Below are 22,910 nucleotides of genomic sequence, written 5' to 3' on the forward strand. Positions count from 1 at the left end.
AATTGAGTAGGACAGGTGCAGCACCCCGCGCCATCCCCCTGACAAAAGGAATGAAAGACATGACCGATTTTACCATGAGCACAGACGCCGACGGCGTCGCCACAATCGTCTGGGACACGGTTGGCAAATCCATGAACGTGATGAACCAACAGGGGTTCCTCGATCTGGACGCGCTGGTGGATCAGGCGCTGGCCGATGACGCGATCAAAGGTGTGATCATCACCTCCGGCAAAGAAGGTTCTTTTGCTGGCGGTATGGACCTCAACATCATCGCCAAGATGAAGGAAAGCGCAGGTGATGATCCCGCGCGGGGCCTGTTCGAAGGTGTGATGGATATGCACGCGGTACTGCGCAAGATCGAACGCGCAGGCATGGACCCCAAGACCAACAAAGGTGGTAAGCCGATTGCCTGCGCCCTGCCCGGCACAGCGCTTGGCATCGGCCTGGAAATCCCACTGGCCTGTCACCGCATTTTTGCCGCTGACAACCCAAAGGCCAAGATCGGCCTGCCTGAAATCCTGGTCGGCATCTTCCCCGGTGCCGGTGGCACGACACGCCTGTCGCGCAAGCTGGGTGCGATGGGTGCTTCTCCGTTGCTGCTGGAAGGTAAGCTGAACGATCCCAAGAAGGCCAAGGCGGCCGGTGTCGTTGATGAGGTTGTCCCTGCGGATGAACTCCTATCGGCAGCCAAAGCATGGATTCTGTCTGAGCCATCCATCGTCAAGCCATGGGACGAAAAGGGCTACAAAATGCCCGGTGGTGCACCTTATCACCCTGCAGGTTTCATGACCTTTGTCGGGGCCTCAGCCATGGTGAACGGCAAAACGCAAGGTGTCTACCCTGCCGCCAAGGCGTTGCTTTCTGCGGTCTATGAGGGCGCACTCGTGCCTTTCGACACGGCCATCAAGATCGAGGCACGCTGGTTCACCAACGTCCTGATGAACCCGTCCTCCTCTGCGATGATCCGCAGCCTGTTCATCAACAAGGAAGCTTTGGAGAAGGGCGCAAACCGCCCCGAAGCCCCCGACCAGAAGGTCAAGAAGGTTGGCGTCATTGGTGCAGGAATGATGGGCGCCGGTATCTCGCTCGTCTCTGCTCTGGTAAGCATTGAAGTCGTCCTTATCGACAGCACGCAGGAAGCTGCGGACAAAGGCAAATCCTACACCACTGCGCATCTCGACAAAGGCATGGCCCGCAAGAAGGTCACGCAGGAAAAGAAAGACGCCGTGTTGGGCCTGATCAACGCGACCACGGACTATGACGCGCTGAAAGGCTGCGGTCTGATTGTTGAGGCCGTGTTCGAAGATGTGGGCGTTAAAGCCGACGTCACCGCCAAGGTGCAGGCCGTCACCGGCCCGGATTGCATCTTTGCGACCAACACCTCCACCCTGCCCATCACGGAACTGGCAAAAGCGTCAAACGATGCCGAGAAGTTCATCGGTATCCACTTCTTCAGCCCCGTCGACAAGATGCTGCTGGTGGAAATCATCAAAGGCAAAGAGACTGGAGATGTGGCGGTGGCCAAAGCGCTGGATTACGTCCGCCAGATCAAGAAGACACCGATTGTCGTCAACGACGAACGCTTCTTCTACGCCAACCGCTGCATCATCCCTTACATCAACGAAGGCATTCGGATGGTGAAAGAAGGGGTGGAGCCTGCGCTGATCGAAAACGCGGCCAAACTGGTGGGCATGCCACTTGGTCCGCTGCAGTTGGTCGATGAAACCTCGGTTGATCTTGGCGTAAAGATTGCCAAGGCAACCAAAGCCGCGATGGGCGATGCCTACCCTGACGGCGAAGTCGACGAGGTGCTGTTCTGGATGTTCGATCAGGAACGTCTGGGCCGCAAGTCTAACGCGGGCTTCTATAGCTACGATGAAAAGGGCAAGCGCGGTGGCCTGTGGGATGGTCTGGCGGCCCAATACCCGGTCGCTGACGAACAGCCTGACTTGACCACGGTACAGCACCGCCTGCTCTTCGCACAAACGCTCGAAGCTGTCCGCGCGCTGGAAGAGGGCGTGTTGGAAGACATCCGCGAAGGTGACGTCGGCGCGATCTTGGGCTGGGGCTTTGCCCCTTGGTCCGGTGGCCCGTTCAGCTGGCTCGACATCATCGGCGCGCCTTATGCCGCCGAACGGTGTGACCAGTTGACCGAACAGTTTGGCGAACGTTTCAAGACACCAGACCTGCTGCGCGAAATGGCCAACAAGGGTCAGGACTTCTACAAGCGTTTCGGCACCGCCGCAAAAGCAGCCTAAGCCTTAGGGCGCATCCCCACATGGGGGTGCGCCACACTACAGCGTGGTTTGATATCCGAAGCGTTCGATATCAACAGCTGCAATTTCCTGCACAATTTCAAAACTTTCCGCGTCGTAATAAACACGCCAGTCTCGGTTACGTTCTGAACGATTGATCTGCGGAATACTTAGCATAAAGCCTAAGTGTTGCCAAAGCGGCTCCAGATCGTCCGAATGCTCCAACCGGGCAAACAGATCGCATCGCTCACGACCTGCAGCATCTGTGACGTAGGTTGCATAGCCGGTCCGGCGGAGTGCCTTCTGCACAGATCTATCACGCAGGAATTTCGCGAAAGATACGCTCTTCGCCGCGCAAACAGCAGGATGATCAAACTCCTGCTCACCCAGCCAATGATAGTAGCTGACCATTCGGTCCCAAGGATTGCGGACCAACGTAAAAACAAACGCATCATCGGGGTACAGCCCCGCTACATCGCGCAACGTGCTGTGCTTCCAAAGGCGTCCAGGCGCGTTGATGGTCTGTTGCCGTTTGCGCCGCCGCTGCGCTTTGGGTGTATCGCCCACCAAAATGTCGTCCGCCGCCGCGCGCTCTTCCAATGCTGTCGCAAGGCTTGTCCCCCCCGTTTTGGGGATATGCACAAAAACATACCGGCGCTTGAACGAAATAATCATACCTGAAATCAGTACAGGGCCGGATCAAATTGTAAATGTCTGACAATTGAGACTTGTCATGCGACACATTTTTCCGCTCTTATGCCAGAACACTGAAAGGGAGGCTTCGATGGGTTGGATGCGTGATGAAACCGGTCTGGGCAAGCGGGCGGCAAACTATGTACCGCTGACACCGCTGTCGCATTTGCAACGTGCGGCACTGATCTTTGCGGATCGGGAAGCTGTAGTCTATGGCCAGACCCGGTTGACCTATGCCAAATACTACCGCCGCGTCTCGCGGTTGGCCTCTGCCCTGACCAAAGTCGGCGTGAAGCCCGGCGATGTGGTTGCCACCATCCTGCCCAATGTGCCCGCCCAATCAGAAGCCGCATTCGGAGTGCCAGCCTGCGGTGCTGTGTTGAACACGATCAACACACGGCTGGATGTGGACACGGTCGCCTATATCTTTGATCACGGCGAGGCGAAGGTCGCCTTGGTCGATAGTCAGTTTCTACCTATGGCGATGGCCGCCGTTGAACTGATGGATGGCCCCGCCCCGCTGATTATCGAAGTTCCCGATGATGCCGCAGGCGTACACGCAATAGCCGAGCAACAGAACTACGAGGATTTTCTCGCGACTGGAGACCCTGAATTCACCTGGGTTTTGCCGGAAGACGAATGGGAAAGCCTTGCATTGAACTACACCTCTGGCACGACCGGGCGACCGAAAGGCGTGGTGTACCATCATCGGGGTGCGTATCTGATGACCATGGGCACACCGATCAGCTGGGAACTGCCGCTGTTCATGCGTTACCTGCAGATTGTCCCGCTGTTTCACTGCAACGGCTGGAACCACACGTGGATGATGCCGTCTTTGGGCGGCACGGTTGTGTGCTGCCGCGATATCTCGGCCAAGGCGGTCTATGACGCGATTGGAGACGAAGGGGTCACGCATTTTGGCGGCGCACCCATCGTGCTGAACCTAATCGTCAATGCGAAAGAAGACGAGCGGCGCAGCTTTAATCATACCGTCGAAGTCTTTACCGCAGGCGCACCCCCTGCCCCTGCGACATTGGCCGCAATCGGAAAGCTGGGTTTCAATGTCAAACAGGTTTACGGTCTGACTGAAACGTATGGGCACGTCACCGAATGCATCTGGGAGGACGCTTGGGATACGCTGCCAGAGGACGAGCAAGCCGCGATCAAGGCGCGGCAGGGCGTGGCCTTTCCAATGATGGAAGACGTCACGGTAGTCGATGACAACATGGGTCAGGTACCGCGTGACGGGACGACACAAGGCGAGATTGTGATGCGCGGCAATGCTGTGATGAAAGGCTATCTCAAGAATGCTGAGGCCACCGAGAAGGCCTTTGCAGGCGGCTACTTTCATTCCGAAGACCTGGCCATCCAACATCCGGGCGGCTCTATCCAAATCTCGGACCGCGCCAAAGATATCATCATCTCGGGCGGTGAAAACATCAGTTCGGTCGAAGTCGAAGGCGCGCTGATGCATCACGCAGCCATCAACCTCTGCGCGGTGGTGGCCAAACCCGACGACAAATGGGGCGAAGTGCCCTGCGCCTTTGTGGAGTTGAAGGACGGCGCCACCGCAGATGAGGCTGAGATTATCGCCTTCACCCGCGAACGGCTTGCGGGTTTCAAGTGCCCCAAGAAGGTCGTGTTTCAGGAGCTGCCAAAAACATCGACCGGGAAGATTCAGAAGTTTGAACTGAGAAAGCAGGCGAAGGCGTTCTAGGCAAACTGTGGAATGCCTGCAGAGGGTCAGGGCCTTGGACAGGCAATGCCGCGGTCTGGTGGTTTCCGGCATGACAATCTGCGCCGCTCGCGCTACCCTTTTGCCAAAGGGGCAATGAGCAGATGACGGCACTCGACCGATATGTACGTCTAGAGAGTGAGGCGCTATGGCGTGACGAACCGGGTGGGCAACGTCGTGATGTGACCATATCGTTTGGTGATGCGACTTTGGTGATTGCGGATCCCACAGGCCGCCCCTTGGCCCATTGGTCACTGCCTGCTTTGATCCGGCAAAACCCTGATGCTGCACCTGCGATCTATGCCCCCGATGACGACGCCAGCGAAACGCTGGAAATCGTAGATACCACGATGGTTGAGGCAATTGAGGAGGTGCGCAAAGCGCTTGCCAAATCACGTCCACACCCGGGAAAGCTGCGCCATTGGCTGACAGGTGGGCTGATTGCGCTCTCCTTGGCCCTCGCCATCTTTTGGTTGCCCGGCGCGCTGACGCGTCAGACTCTGGCCGTTGTCCCCGCACCCAAACGCGTTGAAATCGGTATGGAAGTCTTGGGCTATGTCCAGAACCAAACGGGCCCTGCCTGCCAGTCACCACGTGCAAGTACAGCGGCGACACGTTTGGGACAGCGTGTTTTTGGACCGGACACATCGGCACACATCATCGTGGTCCCGACATTGCAACAAGGGGCGGTTGCCCTGCCCGGCGGATTGTTCGTTCTTGATTATGGCATGCTGCAAGCAGCGGATGATCCGGCTGTGGCGGCCGGATATCTGCTGGCCGCACATACGGTTGCGATGGATCGCGACCCGCTGGAAACCATCCTGAAAGAGGCCGGTCTGGGGACCACCTTCCGCCTTCTGACCACCGGCGAGGTGCCTGATACCATCTTACAGAACAGCGCGTCCAAAGTCGTAGAGGCCGCGCAGGCAACACCCGATCCCGGGCATCTGACCATGGCATTTGCGTCAGCAACCATTCCACAAGCACCCTATCTCGCAGCCGTCGACGCGCGTACAGGCAGCATGCCGAACCTTGAGACCGACCCTTTGGCCGGTCAGGACATTCCGCTGATCCTGGATGACAGTGACTGGGTCAGCTTGCAGAACATCTGCAATATCTGACTGCTACTTTGTCCCGAACATACGGTCACCCGCGTCACCCAGACCCGGCACGATATAGCCACTCTCGTTCAAATGGCTGTCGATGGCCGCTGTCACAATTGGTACATCTGGGTGTGCCTCGCGCATCCGCTCAATCCCTTCAGGCGCGGCCAGCAAACACAGGAAGCGGATGTTTTTTGCGCCAGCCTCTTTCAGCAAATCAATCGCAGCAACCGAAGAATTCCCTGTCGCCAACATCGGGTCCACAGCAATGACCAAACGGTCTTCCAGCTCGGTCGGCACCTTAAAGTAATACTGGACAGGTTTCAGCGTTTCTTCATCACGATAAAGCCCCACGAAACCGACCCGCGCCGATGGGATCAGTTCCAACACACCATCCAGCAATCCATTGCCCGCCCGCAAGATCGACACCAGCGCCAACTTTTTGCCATCAATGACAGGCGCGTCCATGGGTTCAAGCGGTGTGTCGATCCGCTTGGTCGTCATCGGTAGCCCACGGGTCACCTCATAGGCCAGTAACTGGCTGATCTCGCGTAGCAGCTGCCGGAAAACGGCCGTTGACGTATCGGTCTGGCGCATCAGCGTCAACTTGTGTTGCACCAGCGGATGGGTGACGTGGGTGACGTGATCTGTCATTGCGCAGGCTCCAGTCTTTTGGCCACGCGGGCCTTTGTGTCTTCGTCACAGAAGGCGGCCGCGAGGGCCGTGTCGTTCATCGCTTTGAAATCATCTTCACCCCAGCCGAAGGTCTGGTGCAGCATCTCGTACTCTGCCGTCATCGTGGTATGAAAAAACGGGGGATCGTCGGTTGAAATGGTCACTTTAACCCCGGCATCACGCAGCTTTTCAATCGGATGGTTTGCCCAGCCTTCAACCGCCTTCAGCACAACGTTGGACCCGGGGCACACCTCAAGTACGATATCTTTTTCGATGATTTCGTCCATAAGCGCGGTGTCATCAATCGCACCGATCCCATGCCCGATCCGTTCGACTTTCAAATGCCGGATCGTTTCGGCCACCATCGGCGCACCACCCCATTCACCCGCATGACAGGTCAGCGGCAGCCCCGCCTCGCGCGCCATGTCAAAGCTGTAGGCATAGTCACCGGGTCGCCCCACCATTTCACCCCCGGCCATCCCATAGCCTGTGATGAAATCGCCAAAGGTCTCCACGGCGCACATGGCGGCAGGTTTGCAGGCCTCAGGCCCAAAGTGCCGAATGCCTGTAACGATCCCTTTCAGCGTGATACCCAGCTTGTCCTCGGCTTCTTTCGCAGCATCTTCCATGGCTGCCAGATAGTCTTTCCACGCGGCCAGATCGCCACCGCCACAGAAATCAGGTGACACAAAGGTTTCCATGTAGACGACACCATGCGCCGCCGTCTCTTCCAGCACAGCCATCGTCAGGCGGCGGAAATCCTCGGGACTTTGCAGGGTCGTGCATGCCGCCTCATAAACCTGTAAGAAATGATCAAAATCGCGGAAGGCATAGCCGCCGTCCGCGTTGAATATCCCACCAATGTCGATCTGCTTTTCATGTGCGAGCTGCTTGATAAAGGACGGCGGCGCAGACCCTTCCAGATGTGTATGCAGTTCAACTTTCGGCATCGTCTGAAAGGTCATAAAAAGCTCTTTCCTTGGCCCGCATAGGGCACATTCAAATGGGCAGCGACAGAAGCGGCAACATCAACAAAGTCCAATTGGCCCAGCGCTTTGGGACCCAGTCCATGCACCAGAACCGGCACGCGTTCACGCGTGTGATCTGTGCCCGCCCATGTGGGGTCATTGCCATGATCCGCCGAGACGATCAACAGGTCATCGACACGTAATTTGGGCAACAAATCAGCCAATGCGCCATCGAACCATTCAAGGTGCCTGGCATAGCCCGATGGGTCGCGCCGATGCCCATATTCGCTGTCAAACTCGACCAGATTAGCGAAGACGAAGGACCCATCTTCAGCCTCTTCAGCCAGATCATTGATATGCCCCATAAGCGCCACATCGCGCCCCTTGCGCAGATCATCAATGCCGCGCATCGAAAAGATATCGCCGATTTTGCCTACTGCATAAACCATGCGACCCGCGTCATGCACATAGTCGCAGATCGTCGGCGCTGGTGGCGCGATGGCAAAATCCTTGCGGTTGGCTGTGCGGGTAAAGCTGCCCACCTCCCCCACAAAAGGGCGCGCGATCACACGCCCAACTTTCATCTCGTGCAACGTCGGAGCAAGGTCTTTGCACAACTGCAAAAGCCGCTCCAACCCAAAGGCATCTTCGTGGGCCGCAATCTGAAGCACACTGTCGGCTGATGTGTAACAAATCGGCCAGCCGGATGTCAGATGTGCCTCGCCCTCTTCCGCAATGATTGCCGTGCCTGAGGCATGGCGATTGCCCAAAATCCCCTCAGTTCCGGCCATTTCGCAGATCAACGCGGTCAGATCAGAGGGAAACGCAGGATCAGCATCCGGGAAAGTGTGCCACTCCCACGGCACAGGAACGCCCGCCAGTTCCCAATGACCCGAGGGGGTATCCTTCCCGCGCGACACTTCCGTTGCAGCGCCCCACGCGCCTTTCGGGTCGCCACCAAGAGCAGCCGCCTCGTCTCCGGAAGCCAGCTTCACCGCATCTCCCAAGCCTAGGGCATCCAATGTTGGTACGTTCAAACCAGCTTCGCGGGCAATATGCGCGACCGTATTGGCACCGGTATCCGGCAGGTCGCCATTGAAGAACTGATCGGCATCCGGTGCACCGCCAATCCCGACGCTATCAATCACAATCAAGAACGCACGTGGCATCAGGTGATCCCTTCTATAACCAATGGTCCGGGTGTGACTGGATCACCGATTGTGATCGCCCGTTGCACGGCCAATGCAGCGGCGACCGCTGCGTCTTCATCCGCGGCATGCACGACGCAAAGCGGATCGCCCCGGGTCACCGCAACCCCCAACCCTATCATTTCAGTAAAGCCGACTGCGGGGTTCACACGGTCCGTTTCAACATTGCGTCCACCGCCCAACCCAACAACGGCAAGGCCCAGCGCTTCGCCATCAATCGCGGCGATATGTCCGGTCTCGGGCGCAGTCACCTCACCTACGACGGGTGCTTTGGGCAGGTGCGTGTGCCAATCATGCGCCATGTCGGGTGGGCCTCCCAGGGCTGCAATCATCTGGGCAAAACGTTCCATCGCACCGCCCGAGCCAATCGCCGTCTTGACCTGTGATACCGCTGTGGCCGTATCTTCGCCCTGCATCATCAAAAGTTGCGCGCAAAGCCCCACGGTCAGGTCATAAAGGCGTGGTGCAACCGATGTGTCGCCTGCAAGAATCTCCATGCAGACGGCCACTTCCACCGCATTGCCCAGTGCGGGGGCCAGCGGTTGGTTCATATCACTGATCAAGGCCGCCGTTTTACACCCCGCCCCATTGGCCGCGTCAACCAAAGCCCGCGCCAGCGCGCGCGCCTCATCCGGTGTTTTCATAAAGGCGCCAGAGCCGCATTTGACATCAAGGATCAGGCTTTCCAACCCCGCCGCGAGCTTCTTAGACAGGATTGAGGCGGTGATCAGGTCAACACTCTCAACGGTCGCTGTGACGTCCCGGATCGCATAAAGGCGGCGATCAGCCGGGGCGATTTGGCCTGTCGCGCTGACGATGGCGCAGCCCACCTCACGCGTGATAAGACGCAACTGTTTCTCGGTCACATTGATGTTCAGCCCCGGGATCGCCTCAAGCTTATCCAACGTACCGCCCGTATGCCCCAGCCCGCGCCCCGAGATCATAGGGACATAGGCCCCACAGGCCGCCAGCACCGGCGCAAGGATCAATGACACGCAGTCACCCACGCCGCCGGTCGAATGCTTGTCGATCACCGGCCCGGGCAAATCCCATTTCATCACATCGCCGCTGTCGCGCATCCCTTGGGTCAGGGCAACACGGCCCGCGTCGCTTAACCCATTGAGCACAACGGCCATTGCAAAGGCACCCGCTTGCGCGTCACTGACGGCACCAGAGGCCAAACCGCTGGCGAACCATGTCAGTTCATCCTGACTGGGGGTCTGTTTTCCCCTGACTTTGGCGATGATGGCGCGGGCATCCATGTCAGACACGGCTCATGTAGTCGGCATCAAAACTGCCGGGCAAAAGTGCCGCAACCGTTGTTTCATGCACGACGCCATCGGTCGTTGCGAGCGTCACCTTGACGTCGCCTTTGGCAAATTCGGCGATCTTCTGACGGCACCCACCACAGGGGCTGACAGGCTTTGGACTATCAGCAATGACAGTAATCTCGGCTATCGCGGTCTCACCGCCCGCAACCATCGCCGCGATGGCCCCAGCCTCGGCGCAGGTCCCTTCGGGATAGGCGACATTCTCCACGTTGCAGCCAACATAGACCGTGCCCGACGTGGACTTTAGCGCGGCCCCCACCTTGAACTTTGAATAGGGCGCATGGGCGTTTTCCCGCACGGCGCGTGCGTCGTCGATCAATGACATAGGGCCTCCAAATCTGATCCCGTCAGAGTGTGACGGGACGCAGGCGGATGCAAGGGGTTAGGTCGTGATGAAGACGCCCGGCAAGACGACTTCAAGCAGCTCCAGATCATCTGACGGTTGGGCATAGCGCGTCCGCATTCCCGGTGGGATGACGAAAGCATCACCGGGGGCCAGCGTGTATGGATCTTTGCCCTCACCTTCGAGGGTTATTGTCCCCTCCATCACAAAGGTGAAGTGGATATCGGCATCGTGGCTTGACCATTCAGTGTCACCCTGCCCTTTCCGGATCACATTTACGCCTGCAACGCCCTTCGTATTGGCCGCGATGGTCGTATCGCGTGAGATGAAACCGGGCAAACGCGCAGGCAGCCATGTGGCCTTGGCCCCTTCGTTAAAGACAAATTTCTGCCCCTGCCATTCGCGGTCGGGGCGCAGATGCGGGGTCGGCAGTGCCATATCGTGATCAATCTCTGTGATATGTTCAGCCGGGACGCCAATTTCGATCACCTCGATCCCGTCGGATGCCTCCAGAACGCGATGCCTGATCTCTGGCGGCTGAATGAAACAATCACCCGCGGTCAGGCGGATGGGTGGACCTTGATCTTCGTACACAACATCAACCCAGCCGCGATAACAAAAGATCAGCTGAAATCCGACTTTGTGGAAATGCACCATATCGGGCACCGGTCCACCATCCGGTATACGGATGTGGCTGGCGATGATCGACCCACCCAAACGGCTGGGGATCAGATCGCGGTATTGCATGCCCGCGCGGCCAATCACCCAGGGCGCCTGATCAGCCAAGCGACGGACGACAAAGGCATGATCCGTTTCGGGCAATACCAGCGGCGGGTTGAGCGGGTGCACTTCAACCCGTGTCCCACCCGGTGAGGTCATTTTTGTCTGCCCACTCGCAAACTCTGGATCATCGGTTAAAATCCGCAGGCCGGGGTTTGCCCCGGCAGCCTGATCCAACCGCACCCGCAATCCGTGCCCGGAATAAACCGCTACAGTGGGGTCATCGGCGGGGTAGATCATATCCAGTCGCATGCCCAAGATGCCGCCAAAGAATCCAAGGTCTGCGCGCAAGTCCGTTGTGCTCAGGCAAACCTCGGCCCGTATTTCATGTGTCTTTGTCATGTTTTGCACCCTGTCCCTGCCGCAAATTATTTGCAAGAGTAGGCGCAGTGCGATTGACCTTGCGGGTTGCTTTCCGTAGGGACAAGGAAAATGGTTTAATATTAAACCATATTGGGAGGATGCGATGTCAGATGATGCAAAAGATAGCCTGAGAGAGGCCGCACTTCACTACCATAAGTTCCCCAAACCCGGAAAACTGGAAATCCGCGCAACTAAACCATTGGCCACCGGGCGCGATCTGGCGCGGGCCTATTCCCCCGGTGTGGCCGAGGCCTGTACCGAGATCAAAGCCGACCCCGACACCGCCCGCGATTACACATCGCGCGGCAATCTTGTGGCGGTTGTGACCAACGGCTCGGCTGTTCTGGGCCTTGGCAAGATCGGCGCGCTCGCCTCCAAACCGGTGATGGAGGGCAAGGCGGTTCTGTTCAAGAAGTTCGCCAACATTGATTGCTTTGACATTGAGTTGAACGAACCCGACCCTGAGAAACTGGCCGATATCGTCTGCGCGCTAGAGCCAACCTTTGGTGCCATCAACCTAGAAGATATCAAAGCGCCGGACTGCTTCATCGTGGAGAAGCTGTGCAATGAGCGGATGAACATCCCGGTGTTCCACGACGACCAGCACGGCACGGCCATTGTGGTTGGTGCTGCCGCGACAAATGCGCTGCGTATCGCGAACAAGAAATTCGAAGATATCAAGATTGTCAGTACCGGCGGCGGCGCGGCGGGTATCGCCTGCCTGAACATGCTGCTGAAACTGGGCGTGAAGCGCGAAAACGTCTACCTCTGCGATATTGAGGGCCTCGTCTACGAAGGCCGCGAGAAAGATATGACGCCGCAAAAGGCTGAATATGCCCAAGGCACCAAGGCCGCGACACTGGATGATGTGATTGCTGGCGCGGATCTCTTCCTTGGCCTTTCTGGCCCGAACATCCTGAAACCCGCAATGGTCAAGAAGATGGCCGACCGCCCCATCATATTTGCGCTGGCCAACCCCAATCCGGAAATCAGCCCTGACGATGCGCGCGCCGCCAATCCGGACGCGATCATCGCGACAGGTCGCAGCGATTTTCCCAATCAGGTCAATAACGTCCTCTGCTTCCCATTTATCTTCCGCGGTGCGCTTGACGTGGGCGCAACCGAAATCAACAACGAGATGAAGATCGCTTGCGTCGAGGGCATCGCCGCCCTTGCCCGCGCAACAACCAGCGCAGAGGCCGCTGCCGCCTATAAAGGCGAACAACTGACGTTCGGGGCCGACTATCTGATCCCCAAGCCTTTCGACCCGCGCCTAATGGGCGTTGTGGCCAGCGCTGTTGCAGGGGCTGCGATCAAGACCGGTGTTGCCAAACGCCCTGTCGCAGACATGGCCGCTTATAAGGCCAACCTCGATGGCTCGGTCTTCAAATCCGCGATGATCATGCGCCCGGTCTTCGAAGCCGCGCAAACCGCTACTCGCCGCATCGTCTTTGCCGAAGGCGAGGACGAGCGTGTACTGCGCGCCTCGCAAGCCATCATGGAAGAAACAACAGATACGCCCATCCTGATCGGGCGGCCCGAAGTGATCGAAAGCCGCTGTGAACGTGCGGGTCTGAAAATCCGTCCTGGTGTCGATTTTAGCATCGTAAACCCCGAAAATGACCCGCGGTATCGTGACTATTGGGGCACCTACCACGACCTGATGGCGCGCAAGGGCGTCACCCCTGATCTGGCCAAGGCGATCATGCGCACCAATACAACCGCGATTGCCTCGGTCATGGTGCAACGTGGCGAGGCCGATAGCTTGATTTGTGGTACCTTCGGCCAATACCTCTGGCACCTCAAATACGTCTGCGAGATTCTTGGCACCAAGGAATTCCACCCCATTGCGGGCATGTCATTGATGATCCTTGAAGATGGGCCGCTCTTTGTGGCTGACACGCAGGTCCACCCCGAGCCAACGCCTCGACAAATCTCTGAGACGGTCATTGGCGCGGCACGTCATGTGCGGCGTTTCGGCGTAGAACCCAAGATCGCGCTTTGCTCACACAGCCAGTTTGGCAACCTCGACAGTGACAGTGGGCGGCGTATGCGCGAAGCCATGGACATTCTCGACAGCGTCCCGCGGGATTTTGACTATGAAGGCGAAATGCATGTCGACGCCGCCCTTGATGTTGAGTTGCGCAACCGCGTCTTCCCTGCCGCACATCTGGATGGTGCGGCGAACACGTTGGTCTTTGCGAACACCGATGCCGCCTCTGGGGTGCGCAATATTCTGAAAATGAAGGGGGGCGGGCTGGAGGTTGGGCCAATCCTGATGGGCATGGGCAACCGCTGTCATATCGTGACGCCGTCTATCACGGCGCGTGGTCTGCTGAATATGTCTGCCGTGGCGGGTACGCCGGTGGCGCACTACGGGTAAATGCTGGCGGGGTTGGGACAGAACCCCGCCAGCAGCTTGGACTTAGGGGTTCAGATCTGCGGGATCAGCATCTTTCACTTCGGTCCAAAGGGTCTCGGCGGTTTCGATGTAGCCGGGTATATCCTGTTGCCAGATTTCGGATACAGCTGGTGACAGGTTCAGGTAGAGCCGGTCATCAACAATGCGCCACACATCTGGGTCACCATCGAACTTGAACCCATTGGCCAGACCAAATGCGCAATACCCACCGTACTGGGGTGCATACTTTTCCGGATCAGCCTCAAATTGCGCTTTCGTTTCCTCGGATGTGAAACGATAGACCGCGCCATTGTGCACTGCGGTGATATTCACGTCACCTTGTTGCGGTTCGCCTTGGGTGAAGTACGACACCGGATCAACACCGCGCAAAGCAAGATCCGTGCTCGTGACGTTGACATCAAAGTCGGCGGCGAAGGCCGTCATGGCCAAGGTGGCCACAAGTGCGACCGCTGCGATACCAGTTTTCAGTACATTTTTCATCTTGTATTTCCTTTGTGTTTTCAAGCCGCGCAATACCGGCCGGTGGATCAAATAAATTGGTCATTGAATGCAAAGCCGAAGCTAGGCAGGGGACGGTATCTGCACAAATCACATACTGCTCACTGCAATTTGCGGTGGACGTGATGCTGATTTTTTTGATGTAATAACAATACACTAGACCCATATGGTCCGCTTTGCGTAACTTGCTGTGCATCCCTGCACGTACGGCGCATGCGCGTAAGTAAAAAAGTTTACTTTGGGTCAATCCGATACGTAATCCCGTGTTGCTGAATGGGCTGCAACGGCTTAACAAATTGCCAGATTAGGGAGGGACACATGAAGTATCGCGACGTATACGCCAGCTGGAAAGGCGATCCAGAAGGGTTCTGGATGGATCAGGCCAAGGCTATCGACTGGGTCACACCACCAACCAAGGCGCTCGACGACAGCAATGCCCCACTCTACCGATGGTTCACCGACGCCGAAGTGAACACCTGCTACAACGCCGTCGACCGCCACGTCGAAAATGGGCGCGGCGCACAAACTGCGATCATCTACGACAGCCCGATCACCCATACCAAACGCGAGATCAGCTACGCGGAATTACAGACACGGGTCGCCTCGCTCGCTGGTGCCCTCCGCGCCAAGGGCGTCGAAAAAGGTGACCGCGTTATCATCTATATGCCCATGATCCCCGAAGCGCTTGAGGCGATGCTGGCCTGCGCACGCCTGGGTGCCATCCACTCTGTCGTGTTTGGCGGTTTTGCGGCCAACGAATTGGCCGTACGCATTGACGATGCGACCCCCAAAGCGATCATCGCGGGGTCCTGCGGGATCGAGCCGGGGCGCGTGGTGCACTACAAACCCTTGCTTGACGGTGCCATTGAACTGGCGACGCACAAACCCGATTTCACCGTGATCTTCCAACGTGAACAAGAGGTCGCAGACCTCATCCCCGGTCGCGACTACGATTGGCATGGGTTCCAAGCCGGTGTTGAACCTGCTGAATGTGTGCCTGTCAGAGGCGACCACCCCGCTTATATCCTCTACACTTCAGGCACCACCGGCGCGCCCAAGGGTGTTGTCCGTCCAACTGCAGGTCATCTTGTTGCCCTGAACTGGACCATGAAGGCGATCTACGATGTTAACCCCGGTGAGGTTTTCTGGGCGGCTTCTGATGTTGGTTGGGTCGTGGGACACTCATACATCTGTTACGCCCCACTGATCCACGGCAACACCACCGTAGTCTTCGAAGGTAAGCCTATCGGCACCCCCGATGCGGGGACGTTCTGGCGCGTGATTGAGGAATACGATGTTAAATCATTCTTCACCGCCCCCACCGCCTTCCGCGCGATCAAACGCGAGGACCCGCAAGGCGAGATGATAAAGGACTACGACGTCTCCGGTTTACGGGCGCTTTATCTGGCGGGCGAACGCGCGGACCCCGACACTATCGAATGGGCGCAACGCGTCATGGGCGTGCCAGTCTACGATCACTGGTGGCAGACGGAAACGGGCTACACCATCGCCTAAGCAACCCCGCAGGGATTGAAGCGCTACCGGTGAAAATCGGATCGCCCACCGTGGCGATGCCCGGCTATGACGTACAGATTCTGGACGAGGCGGGCCATGAAATGAAACCGGGTGAACTGGGTGCCATCGCCGTGAAACTGCCCCTACCCCCCGGCACCTTGCCGACGCTTTGGAACGCCGAAGACCGGTTCATCAAATCCTACCTCAATACCTTCCCCGGCTACTACGAGACGGGTGACGCAGGCATGATTGATGAAGACGGCTATCTCTACATCATGGCGCGCACGGATGACGTGATTAACGTCGCCGGGCACCGGCTTTCAACCGGCGCGATGGAAGAAGTTCTGGCCGGGCATCCTGATGTGGGCGAATGTGCCGTCATCGGCGTGACGGATGAGTTGAAAGGCCAACTGCCCATGGGGTTCGTCTGTCTGAACAAAGGGTGTGACCGCCCGCACGACGAAATCGCCAAGGAGGTCGTGACATCGGTACGCCAGACGATTGGGCCGGTGGCCGCCTTCAAACTGGTCGCGGTGGTGGACCGGTTGCCTAAGACACGTTCTGGTAAAATCCTGCGCGGGACCATGGTCAAAATTGCTGACGGGCAGGACTTCAAAATGCCCGCCACGATTGATGATCCGGCGATCCTCGATGAAATCAAGCAAGCCTTGATCCCCATGGGGTATGCGCAAGGCTGACGGGTCTGGCCCACTGATGCGTGGTTTTGGCGCAGCAAAGCGACGCCGCGTCATGATTGATCTGTCCGAGTGATTGTCGTCCTCTGATAAAAAGGAGGCGACAATGATTGCTACTTTACGTGTGCTGTTGGCAATGGGCAGCTTGCAAAGACTGGTCCCGCTTTGGATCGTCGGTATAGCGACTCTATTTTTGGCCTACAGCCATTGGATGATCCTTGCTGTGGCTTACGGTATGGTGCTGCAATTCTTCGTTGAGTACCTGATGCACCGCTTTCTGCTGCATCGTGAACCCCCTCAGGACCAGCCGACGTTCAACGCCCTCTACCGTTCGCATATCGGCCATCATGAGTTTCCAACGAATCCGGAGTTCTTTACCGGCGACGACCATTGGTATCCGGTGCGTTTCGCCGCCATTTCCCTTTGCATTCACACAATCATTCTCTGGCCGTTTATCGGCATTGGGTCTGCGGCAGCCTTTGCGGTTGTGGCGCTTTTTGTCGGCTCGATCACCGCCTTTGCTTTCTACGAATACTGCCACACCCTCGCCCATCTGAAAGTCCCCAAGGGCTGGTTTGGGCAGCGGGTGACCCGCAGCCATCTTGTGCATCATTTTCAGGACCATGACGCCACTTATCACGTCAGCTTTGGCATGGGTTGGATCGACCGGCTTTTCGGCACCCGTTATGACCAAGAGGTCGCCAAGGCGCGCTACGACCGTGAAACGATCATGAGCATCGGGATGGACCCAGAGGACCTGCGCCTTGTGACAGCACGCAAATCCCTTGGCATCACCCGCAAACCAGGTGAGCGCAAGACAGAACCAAAACAGGCCTGATCTACGCGCCCCGTCCGGGTTTCATCGGTACATGGCGAAGTCGATTTTGTCTCTCGCAAGGTCGCCTGACCGCCCTATATCAGCCTTATGCGACTTATCCTGACACTTCTATTGTTAGGGGCTCCTGCTGTGGCCGAAACAATGCTGATCGAGAATTTTGCCGAAGGTTCTGAAACCCGATGGCGCTACGTCAGTGACCGGGTGATGGGTGGTGTATCAGACGGTGGCGCGGCGCTTGGGTCCGAGGATGGTATCACCTACGCACGCCTCAGCGGCACGGTCAGCACCGCCAACAACGGTGGCTTCATTCAGATCCGGCATGATCTGGAAATGCGGCTGCCTGCGGACGCCACAGGGATCACGCTCCGCGTGCGGGGGAATAGGGCGACCTACTATGTCCACCTGCGCCCCGATGCCGCACGGCGACCCTGGCAGTTCTATCAGGCCGCGTTTGAGACGACGGCGGGTTGGCAGGAAGTTGTACTACCTTGGTCAGCGTTTCGAGCACGTGGCAGCTTGGCGCCCGCCTTCGCACCGACCGATCTGCGCAGTATTGGGATTGTGGCTTATGGAATAGACTATGAAGCCCTGTTGGATGTGGATTGGATCGGGGCTGCAACAGACTAGCATTAAGCATCTGTTGGATAGTCAGTGCGAATAACGACACGATCACCCCAGTAGACGATCTTTGGGCTGGCATCGAGCCACAGCTCAAACCATGCATGGTCTTTCAGAATGGGTTCATTGGGCACCGCCATCCCGGAAATCCGGTGATGCTTATCCTTTCTCTCAACAAGCTCGATTGGCCAAATCCACTTATGGAACGCCCATCTTACGACCATTGCATTCGGGTTGCTGGGATCAATCACTACATCGTAGGTCTGCGCAACTAAACTGAATGTGATCGATTGCTTGGCGAAAGATGGCCGCTCATCTTCGTAAATGCGTTGCCAATCATCGGTTGGCATCTCAACTCCACCTCAAGCAAACTGCTCTCTGATCAACCGCTCTTCCAACCCATGCCCCGGATCAAACAGTATCCGGTGCCGGATAGACGGCTCAGAGTGGATTTCCACGCTCACCACATCCCGCACGGATTTGCCATCCGCATCCGCCATCACCGGCCGTTTGGCGGGGTCAATCACGTCGAACCTTACCACCGCCTTTTTTGGCAGCAACGCGCCGCGCCAGCGGCGGGGCCGGAACGCGGACATCGCCGTCAGCGCCAGCACATCCGACCCAATCGGCAAGATCGGCCCGTGTGCAGAGTAGTTGTAAGCCGTTGACCCCGCAGGTGTTGCCAAAAGCGCGCCATCGCAGACCAGCTCATTCATCCGCAGCCGCCCGTCCACGGTGATCCGCAACTTCGCCGCTTGCGGGCCCGCGCGCAGCAAGCTGACCTCGTTAATCGCCAAGGCTTCGTGCATCGCTCCATCCACACAGAGCGCTGTCATGGCCAGCGGGTTGATCACCTCTTCCTCGGCCTCATCCAGCCGGGCCTGCAGATCATTGGCGTGATATTCGTTCATCAAGAAACCAACAGTCCCGCGGTTCATCCCGTAAACCGGCACATCCAGCCCCTGGGTCGCATGCATCGTCTGTAACATGAACCCGTCACCACCCAGTGCCACGATCACATCCGCCTCGGCCTGTGGCACATCGCCATGCGTTGCGGCCAGTTCGCGCAGGGCCGTCTGCGCAATCGGCACAGGGCTGGCAACAAAGGCGATCTTGGGGCGAGGCATAGGCGCAGGTTCCTGAACAGTTCCGACAAGTTGTGCGGTGATCCCACCCGAAACGCAAGCCGCCGATACGAAACGGAATGTGACGGACTCATAAAGGTCTTGGTCGTTTTGATGCTTTTGACAACGGCTTTCCTGCGCTATGAGGGCGCAAGTTTGAATTTCTGCCACCTTTTAAGGGGAATGCACCCATGAACGTCACAGTCCGCGACGACGGCTTTTTCACCGAAACACTCGAAACCCGCGACCCGGCGATCCATGCAGCGATGCAAGCCGAACTCAAACGCCAGCGGAAAGAAATTGAGCTGATCGCGTCCGAGAACATCGTCTCTGCCGCCGTCATGGAAGCCCAAGGCGGCGTGATGACGAACAAATACGCCGAGGGCTATCCGGGCCGCCGCTATTACGGTGGCTGCGAACATGTGGACGTGGCCGAAAACCTTGCCATCGCGCGCGCCAAACAACTGTTCAATTGTGAATTCGCCAACGTGCAGCCAAACTCTGGCTCGCAGGCCAACCAGGGCGTGTTTCAGGCGCTACTTCAGCCCGGCGATACGATCCTTGGCATGTCGCTGGATGCCGGTGGTCACCTGACACACGGCGCTAAGCCGAACCAATCCGGCAAATGGTTCAATGCGGTGCAATACGGCGTGCGCCAACAGGATAGCATGTTGGACTATGACGAAGTGCAGCGCCTTGCCACGGAACACCAGCCCAAGATGATTATTGCCGGCGGCTCTGCCATTCCACGCATCATCGATTTTGCGAAAATGCGCGAAATTGCGGACAGCGTCGGTGCTTACCTCTTGGTGGACATGGCGCATTTTGCCGGTCTGGTCGCCTGTGGCCTCTACCCCTCGCCTTTCCCGCATGCACATGTGGCAACGACTACGACCCACAAAACCCTGCGCGGCCCACGTGGCGGCATGATCGTCACCAATGACGAGGCGATTGCCAAGAAGTGCAACTCCGCCATCTTCCCTGGTATTCAGGGCGGGCCATTGATGCATGTGATCGCTGGCAAGGCTGTGGCTTTTGGCGAAGCGCTGCGCCCCGAATTCAAGACTTATCAGGAGCAGGTCGTGAAGAACGCCCAAGCGCTGGCCGATCAGCTGATGAAAGGTGGTCTCGATATCGTCACCGGCGGCACGGACACCCATGTGATGCTGGTTGATCTGCGCCCCAAAGGCGTCAAGGGCAACGCGACCGAAAAGGCTTTGGGTCGCGCGCATATCACCTGCAATAAGAACGGCATTCCGTTCGATCCCGAAAAGCCGATGGTCACATCCGGCATCCGCCTCGGCTCGCCTGCGGGCACCACGCGTGGCTTTGGCGAACCTGAATTCCGCCAGATCGCCGACTGGATCGTGGAAGTGACCGAAGGTCTGGCGGCCAACGGCGAAGACAACAACGGCGCCGTCGAAGCCAAAGTGCGCGCCGAAGTCGAGGCGCTCTGCGATAGATTTCCAATCTACCCAACGCTCTAGTATGCGAAGGCCCGGCGGGAACGCCGGGCCGCTTTGGCATTCAATAGGCCAAGGGCGACTTTGAGTTCAAAGTCACCGGTTCTGCGCGCTGCCCGAGTGTGAGCTGTGTTGATTTCGGCTTAACCTTGGGTCGTTGGCAGGCGCCCGCCTGAGTTCTCCGCTGACAGCAGAACCATACGAACGCGGTGCTCCACAAGTTCTCGAGATGCCAGCAACAAAGGAGCCGATGCGATGGCCTACGTGACCTTGGGGTTCACGCGCATGTCAACACGACCTCGGGATATGTCCGGGAGCGGAGCAGGCACATTGCCAAAGGAGTGAATTGTGGAACACTTGAGAAGCATTTGACACAACGCTCTCAGCTCGCAAATCCCCTTATTCATATGGCGATCCGACAAGGACTCGAACCCTGAACCTGCTGATTAGAAGTCAGCTGCTCTATCCAGTTGAGCTATCGGACCGCACGGGCGCGTGTATGGCTTGCAAGTGTTAGGTTTGGCAAGGGAAAATAGAACATCTCAGTGTGTCCACGCCCCACGACGGTTTGTGGCAAAATTTTCACCATAGCCGCCGGGCCGGATATTGGCCTTGCGTGACTTGGGTTCGCGCACCACCGCGTCAATTCCATTCTCGCGGGCATACTCAAGCGCCGCTTCCTTTGTATCGAACGCAAGCTTAACCTGTGCCTGGGTATCCGAGGACGATGTCCAACCCATCAAAGGGTCAACCTCGCGCGCGGTCTCAGCCACATGTTCCAGCACCCAATGCTTCGTCTTAGCCGTGCCAGAGGACATGGCGGTTTTGGCGGGCTTATAGATTCTTGCGCGCATGGCTGCATCTCCCTTGGCTGCACTCTATATGTGCAAAATGAGTTGGTTGCGCAAGCATGAGAGGGGGTCACCGGCAAAATCTTCCAAGATTTTGGCCCAGAGTTTTTGAAAACTCTGGCGCCCTCACGCCCATTCACCGCCCCGCATCACAGGCACACGCTCACCCGTTTTTGTGATCCCATCAATATCCACCGCATCAGATCCCATCATCCAATCCACATGGATGATACTCTGATTGCCACCCTTTTGCTTCAACTGTTCAGGCGAGAGCTCAGACCCACCTTCAATCGTATCGGCATAGCATTGCCCCAACGCGATATGGCACGACGCATTCTCATCAAAAAGCGTGTTGTAAAACAGCGTCCCAGACTGGCTGATCGGACTGGAATGCGGCACCAGCGCCACCTCACCAATCCGGCTCGCACCATCATCGGTTTTGAGCAAGGCGTTCAACACATCCTCACCCTTGCTCGCCGTCGCCTCTACGATGCGGCCCGCCTCAAAACGCACCGCTATGTCCTCAATCACATTGCCCTGATGGGCGAGTGGTTTGGTCGCTGCAACAGTCCCATCCACTTTATAGGCATGCGGGCAGGTAAAAACCTCTTCGGTCGGGATATTCGGCTGACACGTCACACCATTCAACGCGGGCGACGCCCCGCCCTTCCAGATATGGCCATCCGCCAAACCCAAATGCAGGTCTGTGCCCGGTCCGGTGTAGTGCAATGCCGCAAAATCCTGCGCGTTCAGCCAGTTCACCCGCTCTTTCAACGTAGCCGTATGGGTTGCCCAATTCGCCACAGGATCATCGCCATCCAAACGGGATGCTGCATAGATGGCATCCATCAACTTGCCCTGCGCCTCGTCCACCGGCAGATCGGGGTACACTTTGGCCGCCCAAGCCGCCCCAGGATAGGCCACGATATTCCAATTAACTTCAAACCCCACAATCGGGTTCATTGCAGGTTTTGCGGCAATCGAGGTCGCCTTACTCAATCGGGCAACCTTTTCAGGGTCTTGCGCAGCCAGGAGCATTGGGTCGTCGCCCGTGATCGCCATCCGCGCCGCACCGCCCTTGAAGGCCGCTGCCATCCCCTCAAACAGCCATTCCGGGGCGCGATCAAAACTTTCATCCGGCGCATGCTCATAGCGCGCCAGCGTGATCGCATCATCATTGAAGAAGGGGGTCACAATGCCCGCGCTAAGCCTTATAGGCATGGACGGCAATCAGGCGCACGAGATCGAGGGCCGCCATCGGTGCCGTAATCACCAAATCTTGCCCCGGTTGCAGGTTTACACCGGTGCGCACAGCCACTTCGGCAAGACGGTCAAGTTTGGCAGGGTCAATATGGTCGGACATGGGGTGTGCCTTTTTTGGGTGATGTCCAATATGACGTGCGGCATCATCGTGCAAAGGTCAACAGGTGGG

Annotated in this window: 18 protein-coding genes, 1 tRNA gene and 2 pseudogenes; 8 read left to right on the forward strand and 13 right to left on the reverse strand. The window is 57.6% G+C overall.

Annotated elements, in window-relative coordinates; translation table 11 throughout:
* Window positions 1-59: 59 nt before the first annotated feature.
* A complete protein-coding gene (locus QTO30_RS08855; protein ID WP_340423808.1) occupies window positions 60-2,258 on the forward strand; it encodes a 3-hydroxyacyl-CoA dehydrogenase NAD-binding domain-containing protein in 2,199 nt (732 codons plus the stop codon).
* Window positions 2,259-2,294: 36 nt separating this feature from the next.
* On the opposite strand, the gene QTO30_RS08860 is transcribed toward QTO30_RS08855, so the two are convergent.
* Entirely contained in the window at window positions 2,295-2,930 is a 636-nt protein-coding gene (locus tag QTO30_RS08860) for a sulfotransferase family 2 domain-containing protein (RefSeq protein WP_340423809.1), read from the reverse strand.
* A gap of 109 nt (window positions 2,931-3,039) precedes the next feature.
* Here QTO30_RS08860 and QTO30_RS08865 point away from each other — a divergent pair, with 109 nt between their 5' ends.
* Together QTO30_RS08865 and QTO30_RS08870 are read left to right on the forward strand one after the other, a co-directional pair.
* On the forward strand, window positions 3,040-4,665 hold the full coding sequence (locus QTO30_RS08865) for an AMP-binding protein (protein WP_340423810.1): 1,626 nt from the start codon (window positions 3,040-3,042) through the stop codon (window positions 4,663-4,665).
* 122 nt (window positions 4,666-4,787) lie between these two features.
* Window positions 4,788-5,804: a hypothetical protein gene (locus QTO30_RS08870; RefSeq protein ID WP_340423811.1), complete on the forward strand. Its 1,017-nt coding sequence runs from the start codon at window positions 4,788-4,790 to the stop codon at window positions 5,802-5,804.
* Between the two features lie 3 nt (window positions 5,805-5,807).
* On the opposite strand, the gene upp is transcribed toward QTO30_RS08870, so the two are convergent.
* Genes upp through QTO30_RS08900 form a run of 6 tightly spaced genes read right to left on the reverse strand, consistent with a single transcriptional unit; the run spans window position 5,808 to window position 11,433 of the window.
* Window positions 5,808-6,440, reverse strand: a complete 633-nt coding sequence (upp, locus tag QTO30_RS08875; RefSeq protein ID WP_340423812.1) for a uracil phosphoribosyltransferase — start codon at window positions 6,438-6,440, stop codon at window positions 5,808-5,810.
* Window positions 6,437-7,426, reverse strand: a complete 990-nt coding sequence (locus QTO30_RS08880) for an adenosine deaminase (protein ID WP_340423813.1) — start codon at window positions 7,424-7,426, stop codon at window positions 6,437-6,439. Before QTO30_RS08880 ends, upp begins: the two co-directional genes overlap by 4 nt.
* Window positions 7,423-8,598 carry a phosphopentomutase gene (locus tag QTO30_RS08885; RefSeq protein ID WP_340423814.1) on the reverse strand — a complete coding sequence of 392 codons (1,176 nt, stop codon included), beginning with the start codon at window positions 8,596-8,598 and terminating at the stop codon, window positions 7,423-7,425. The genes QTO30_RS08880 and QTO30_RS08885 overlap by 4 nt, the downstream gene beginning before the upstream one ends.
* The gene (locus QTO30_RS08890) at window positions 8,598-9,899 is read right to left on the reverse strand and encodes a thymidine phosphorylase (protein ID WP_340423816.1); all 1,302 of its coding nucleotides are present in this window, start codon (window positions 9,897-9,899) and stop codon (window positions 8,598-8,600) included. Before QTO30_RS08890 ends, QTO30_RS08885 begins: the two co-directional genes overlap by 1 nt.
* Before the next feature lies 1 nt (window position 9,900).
* A complete protein-coding gene (locus tag QTO30_RS08895) occupies window positions 9,901-10,293 on the reverse strand; it encodes a cytidine deaminase (RefSeq protein WP_340423817.1) in 393 nt (130 codons plus the stop codon).
* 57 nt (window positions 10,294-10,350) lie between these two features.
* A complete protein-coding gene (locus QTO30_RS08900; RefSeq protein WP_340423818.1) occupies window positions 10,351-11,433 on the reverse strand; it encodes a cupin domain-containing protein in 1,083 nt (360 codons plus the stop codon).
* 124 nt (window positions 11,434-11,557) lie between these two features.
* Here QTO30_RS08900 and QTO30_RS08905 point away from each other — a divergent pair, with 124 nt between their 5' ends.
* The gene (locus tag QTO30_RS08905) at window positions 11,558-13,837 is read left to right on the forward strand and encodes an NADP-dependent malic enzyme (RefSeq protein WP_340423819.1); all 2,280 of its coding nucleotides are present in this window, start codon (window positions 11,558-11,560) and stop codon (window positions 13,835-13,837) included.
* A 42-nt stretch (window positions 13,838-13,879) separates the two neighbouring features.
* Here QTO30_RS08905 and QTO30_RS08910 read toward each other — a convergent pair whose 3' ends face one another.
* On the reverse strand, window positions 13,880-14,356 hold the full coding sequence (locus QTO30_RS08910) for a YHS domain-containing (seleno)protein (protein ID WP_340423820.1): 477 nt from the start codon (window positions 14,354-14,356) through the stop codon (window positions 13,880-13,882).
* Between the two features lie 336 nt (window positions 14,357-14,692).
* Between QTO30_RS08910 and prpE the strand changes: the two are divergent.
* The 3 genes and pseudogenes from prpE (at window position 14,693) to QTO30_RS08925 (ending at window position 18,049) form a co-directional block, all read left to right on the forward strand.
* Window positions 14,693-16,587 (forward strand): annotated as a pseudogene (gene prpE, locus QTO30_RS08915) (propionate-CoA ligase PrpE).
* A 103-nt stretch (window positions 16,588-16,690) separates the two neighbouring features.
* Complete coding sequence (locus QTO30_RS08920) at window positions 16,691-17,422, forward strand: sterol desaturase family protein (protein ID WP_340423821.1); 732 nt, start codon at window positions 16,691-16,693, stop codon at window positions 17,420-17,422.
* Between the two features lie 129 nt (window positions 17,423-17,551).
* On the forward strand, window positions 17,552-18,049 hold the full coding sequence (locus tag QTO30_RS08925) for a CIA30 family protein (protein WP_340423822.1): 498 nt from the start codon (window positions 17,552-17,554) through the stop codon (window positions 18,047-18,049).
* 2 nt (window positions 18,050-18,051) lie between these two features.
* Here the strand turns inward: QTO30_RS08925 and QTO30_RS08930 are convergent, their stop codons facing one another.
* Together QTO30_RS08930 and QTO30_RS08935 are read right to left on the reverse strand one after the other, a co-directional pair.
* Window positions 18,052-18,390, reverse strand: coding sequence for a hypothetical protein (locus tag QTO30_RS08930; protein WP_340423823.1), 339 nt, complete (start codon window positions 18,388-18,390; stop codon window positions 18,052-18,054).
* Between the two features lie 12 nt (window positions 18,391-18,402).
* Window positions 18,403-19,167 (reverse strand): NAD kinase, encoded by a 765-nt coding sequence (locus QTO30_RS08935; RefSeq protein WP_340423824.1) that lies wholly within the window; start codon window positions 19,165-19,167, stop codon window positions 18,403-18,405.
* A gap of 188 nt (window positions 19,168-19,355) precedes the next feature.
* Between QTO30_RS08935 and glyA the strand changes: the two genes are divergently transcribed.
* Window positions 19,356-20,651 (forward strand): serine hydroxymethyltransferase, encoded by a 1,296-nt coding sequence (gene glyA, locus QTO30_RS08940; protein ID WP_340423825.1) that lies wholly within the window; start codon window positions 19,356-19,358, stop codon window positions 20,649-20,651.
* 384 nt (window positions 20,652-21,035) lie between these two features.
* Here the strand turns inward: glyA and QTO30_RS08945 are convergent.
* From QTO30_RS08945 to QTO30_RS08955, 3 genes and pseudogenes are all read right to left on the reverse strand, one after another.
* Window positions 21,036-21,112: transfer RNA gene (locus QTO30_RS08945), tRNA-Arg, on the reverse strand.
* A 57-nt stretch (window positions 21,113-21,169) separates the two neighbouring features.
* Window positions 21,170-21,481: an ETC complex I subunit gene (locus QTO30_RS08950; protein ID WP_340423826.1), complete on the reverse strand. Its 312-nt coding sequence runs from the start codon at window positions 21,479-21,481 to the stop codon at window positions 21,170-21,172.
* Between the two features lie 123 nt (window positions 21,482-21,604).
* Window positions 21,605-22,841: pseudogene (locus tag QTO30_RS08955) on the reverse strand (aminopeptidase).
* Window positions 22,842-22,910 lie beyond the last annotated feature (69 nt).

The organism is Yoonia sp. GPGPB17 (assembly GCF_037892195.1).
Taxonomy (GTDB): Bacteria; Pseudomonadota; Alphaproteobacteria; order Rhodobacterales; family Rhodobacteraceae; genus Yoonia.

Coding starts and splice junctions, on each gene's coding strand:
- QTO30_RS08855 (WP_340423808.1), top strand. CDS start 60: ATGACCGATTTTACCATGAGCACAGACGCCGACGGCGTCGCCACAATC.
- QTO30_RS08860 (WP_340423809.1), bottom strand. CDS start 2,930: ATGATTATTTCGTTCAAGCGCCGGTATGTTTTTGTGCATATCCCCAAA.
- QTO30_RS08865 (WP_340423810.1), top strand. CDS start 3,040: ATGGGTTGGATGCGTGATGAAACCGGTCTGGGCAAGCGGGCGGCAAAC.
- QTO30_RS08870 (WP_340423811.1), top strand. CDS start 4,788: ATGACGGCACTCGACCGATATGTACGTCTAGAGAGTGAGGCGCTATGG.
- upp (WP_340423812.1), bottom strand. CDS start 6,440: ATGACAGATCACGTCACCCACGTCACCCATCCGCTGGTGCAACACAAG.
- QTO30_RS08880 (WP_340423813.1), bottom strand. CDS start 7,426: ATGACCTTTCAGACGATGCCGAAAGTTGAACTGCATACACATCTGGAA.
- QTO30_RS08885 (WP_340423814.1), bottom strand. CDS start 8,598: ATGCCACGTGCGTTCTTGATTGTGATTGATAGCGTCGGGATTGGCGGT.
- QTO30_RS08890 (WP_340423816.1), bottom strand. CDS start 9,899: ATGGATGCCCGCGCCATCATCGCCAAAGTCAGGGGAAAACAGACCCCC.
- QTO30_RS08895 (WP_340423817.1), bottom strand. CDS start 10,293: ATGTCATTGATCGACGACGCACGCGCCGTGCGGGAAAACGCCCATGCG.
- QTO30_RS08900 (WP_340423818.1), bottom strand. CDS start 11,433: ATGACAAAGACACATGAAATACGGGCCGAGGTTTGCCTGAGCACAACG.
- QTO30_RS08905 (WP_340423819.1), top strand. CDS start 11,558: ATGTCAGATGATGCAAAAGATAGCCTGAGAGAGGCCGCACTTCACTAC.
- QTO30_RS08910 (WP_340423820.1), bottom strand. CDS start 14,356: ATGAAAAATGTACTGAAAACTGGTATCGCAGCGGTCGCACTTGTGGCC.
- QTO30_RS08920 (WP_340423821.1), top strand. CDS start 16,691: ATGATTGCTACTTTACGTGTGCTGTTGGCAATGGGCAGCTTGCAAAGA.
- QTO30_RS08930 (WP_340423823.1), bottom strand. CDS start 18,390: ATGCCAACCGATGATTGGCAACGCATTTACGAAGATGAGCGGCCATCT.
- QTO30_RS08935 (WP_340423824.1), bottom strand. CDS start 19,167: ATGCCTCGCCCCAAGATCGCCTTTGTTGCCAGCCCTGTGCCGATTGCG.
- glyA (WP_340423825.1), top strand. CDS start 19,356: ATGAACGTCACAGTCCGCGACGACGGCTTTTTCACCGAAACACTCGAA.
- QTO30_RS08950 (WP_340423826.1), bottom strand. CDS start 21,481: ATGCGCGCAAGAATCTATAAGCCCGCCAAAACCGCCATGTCCTCTGGC.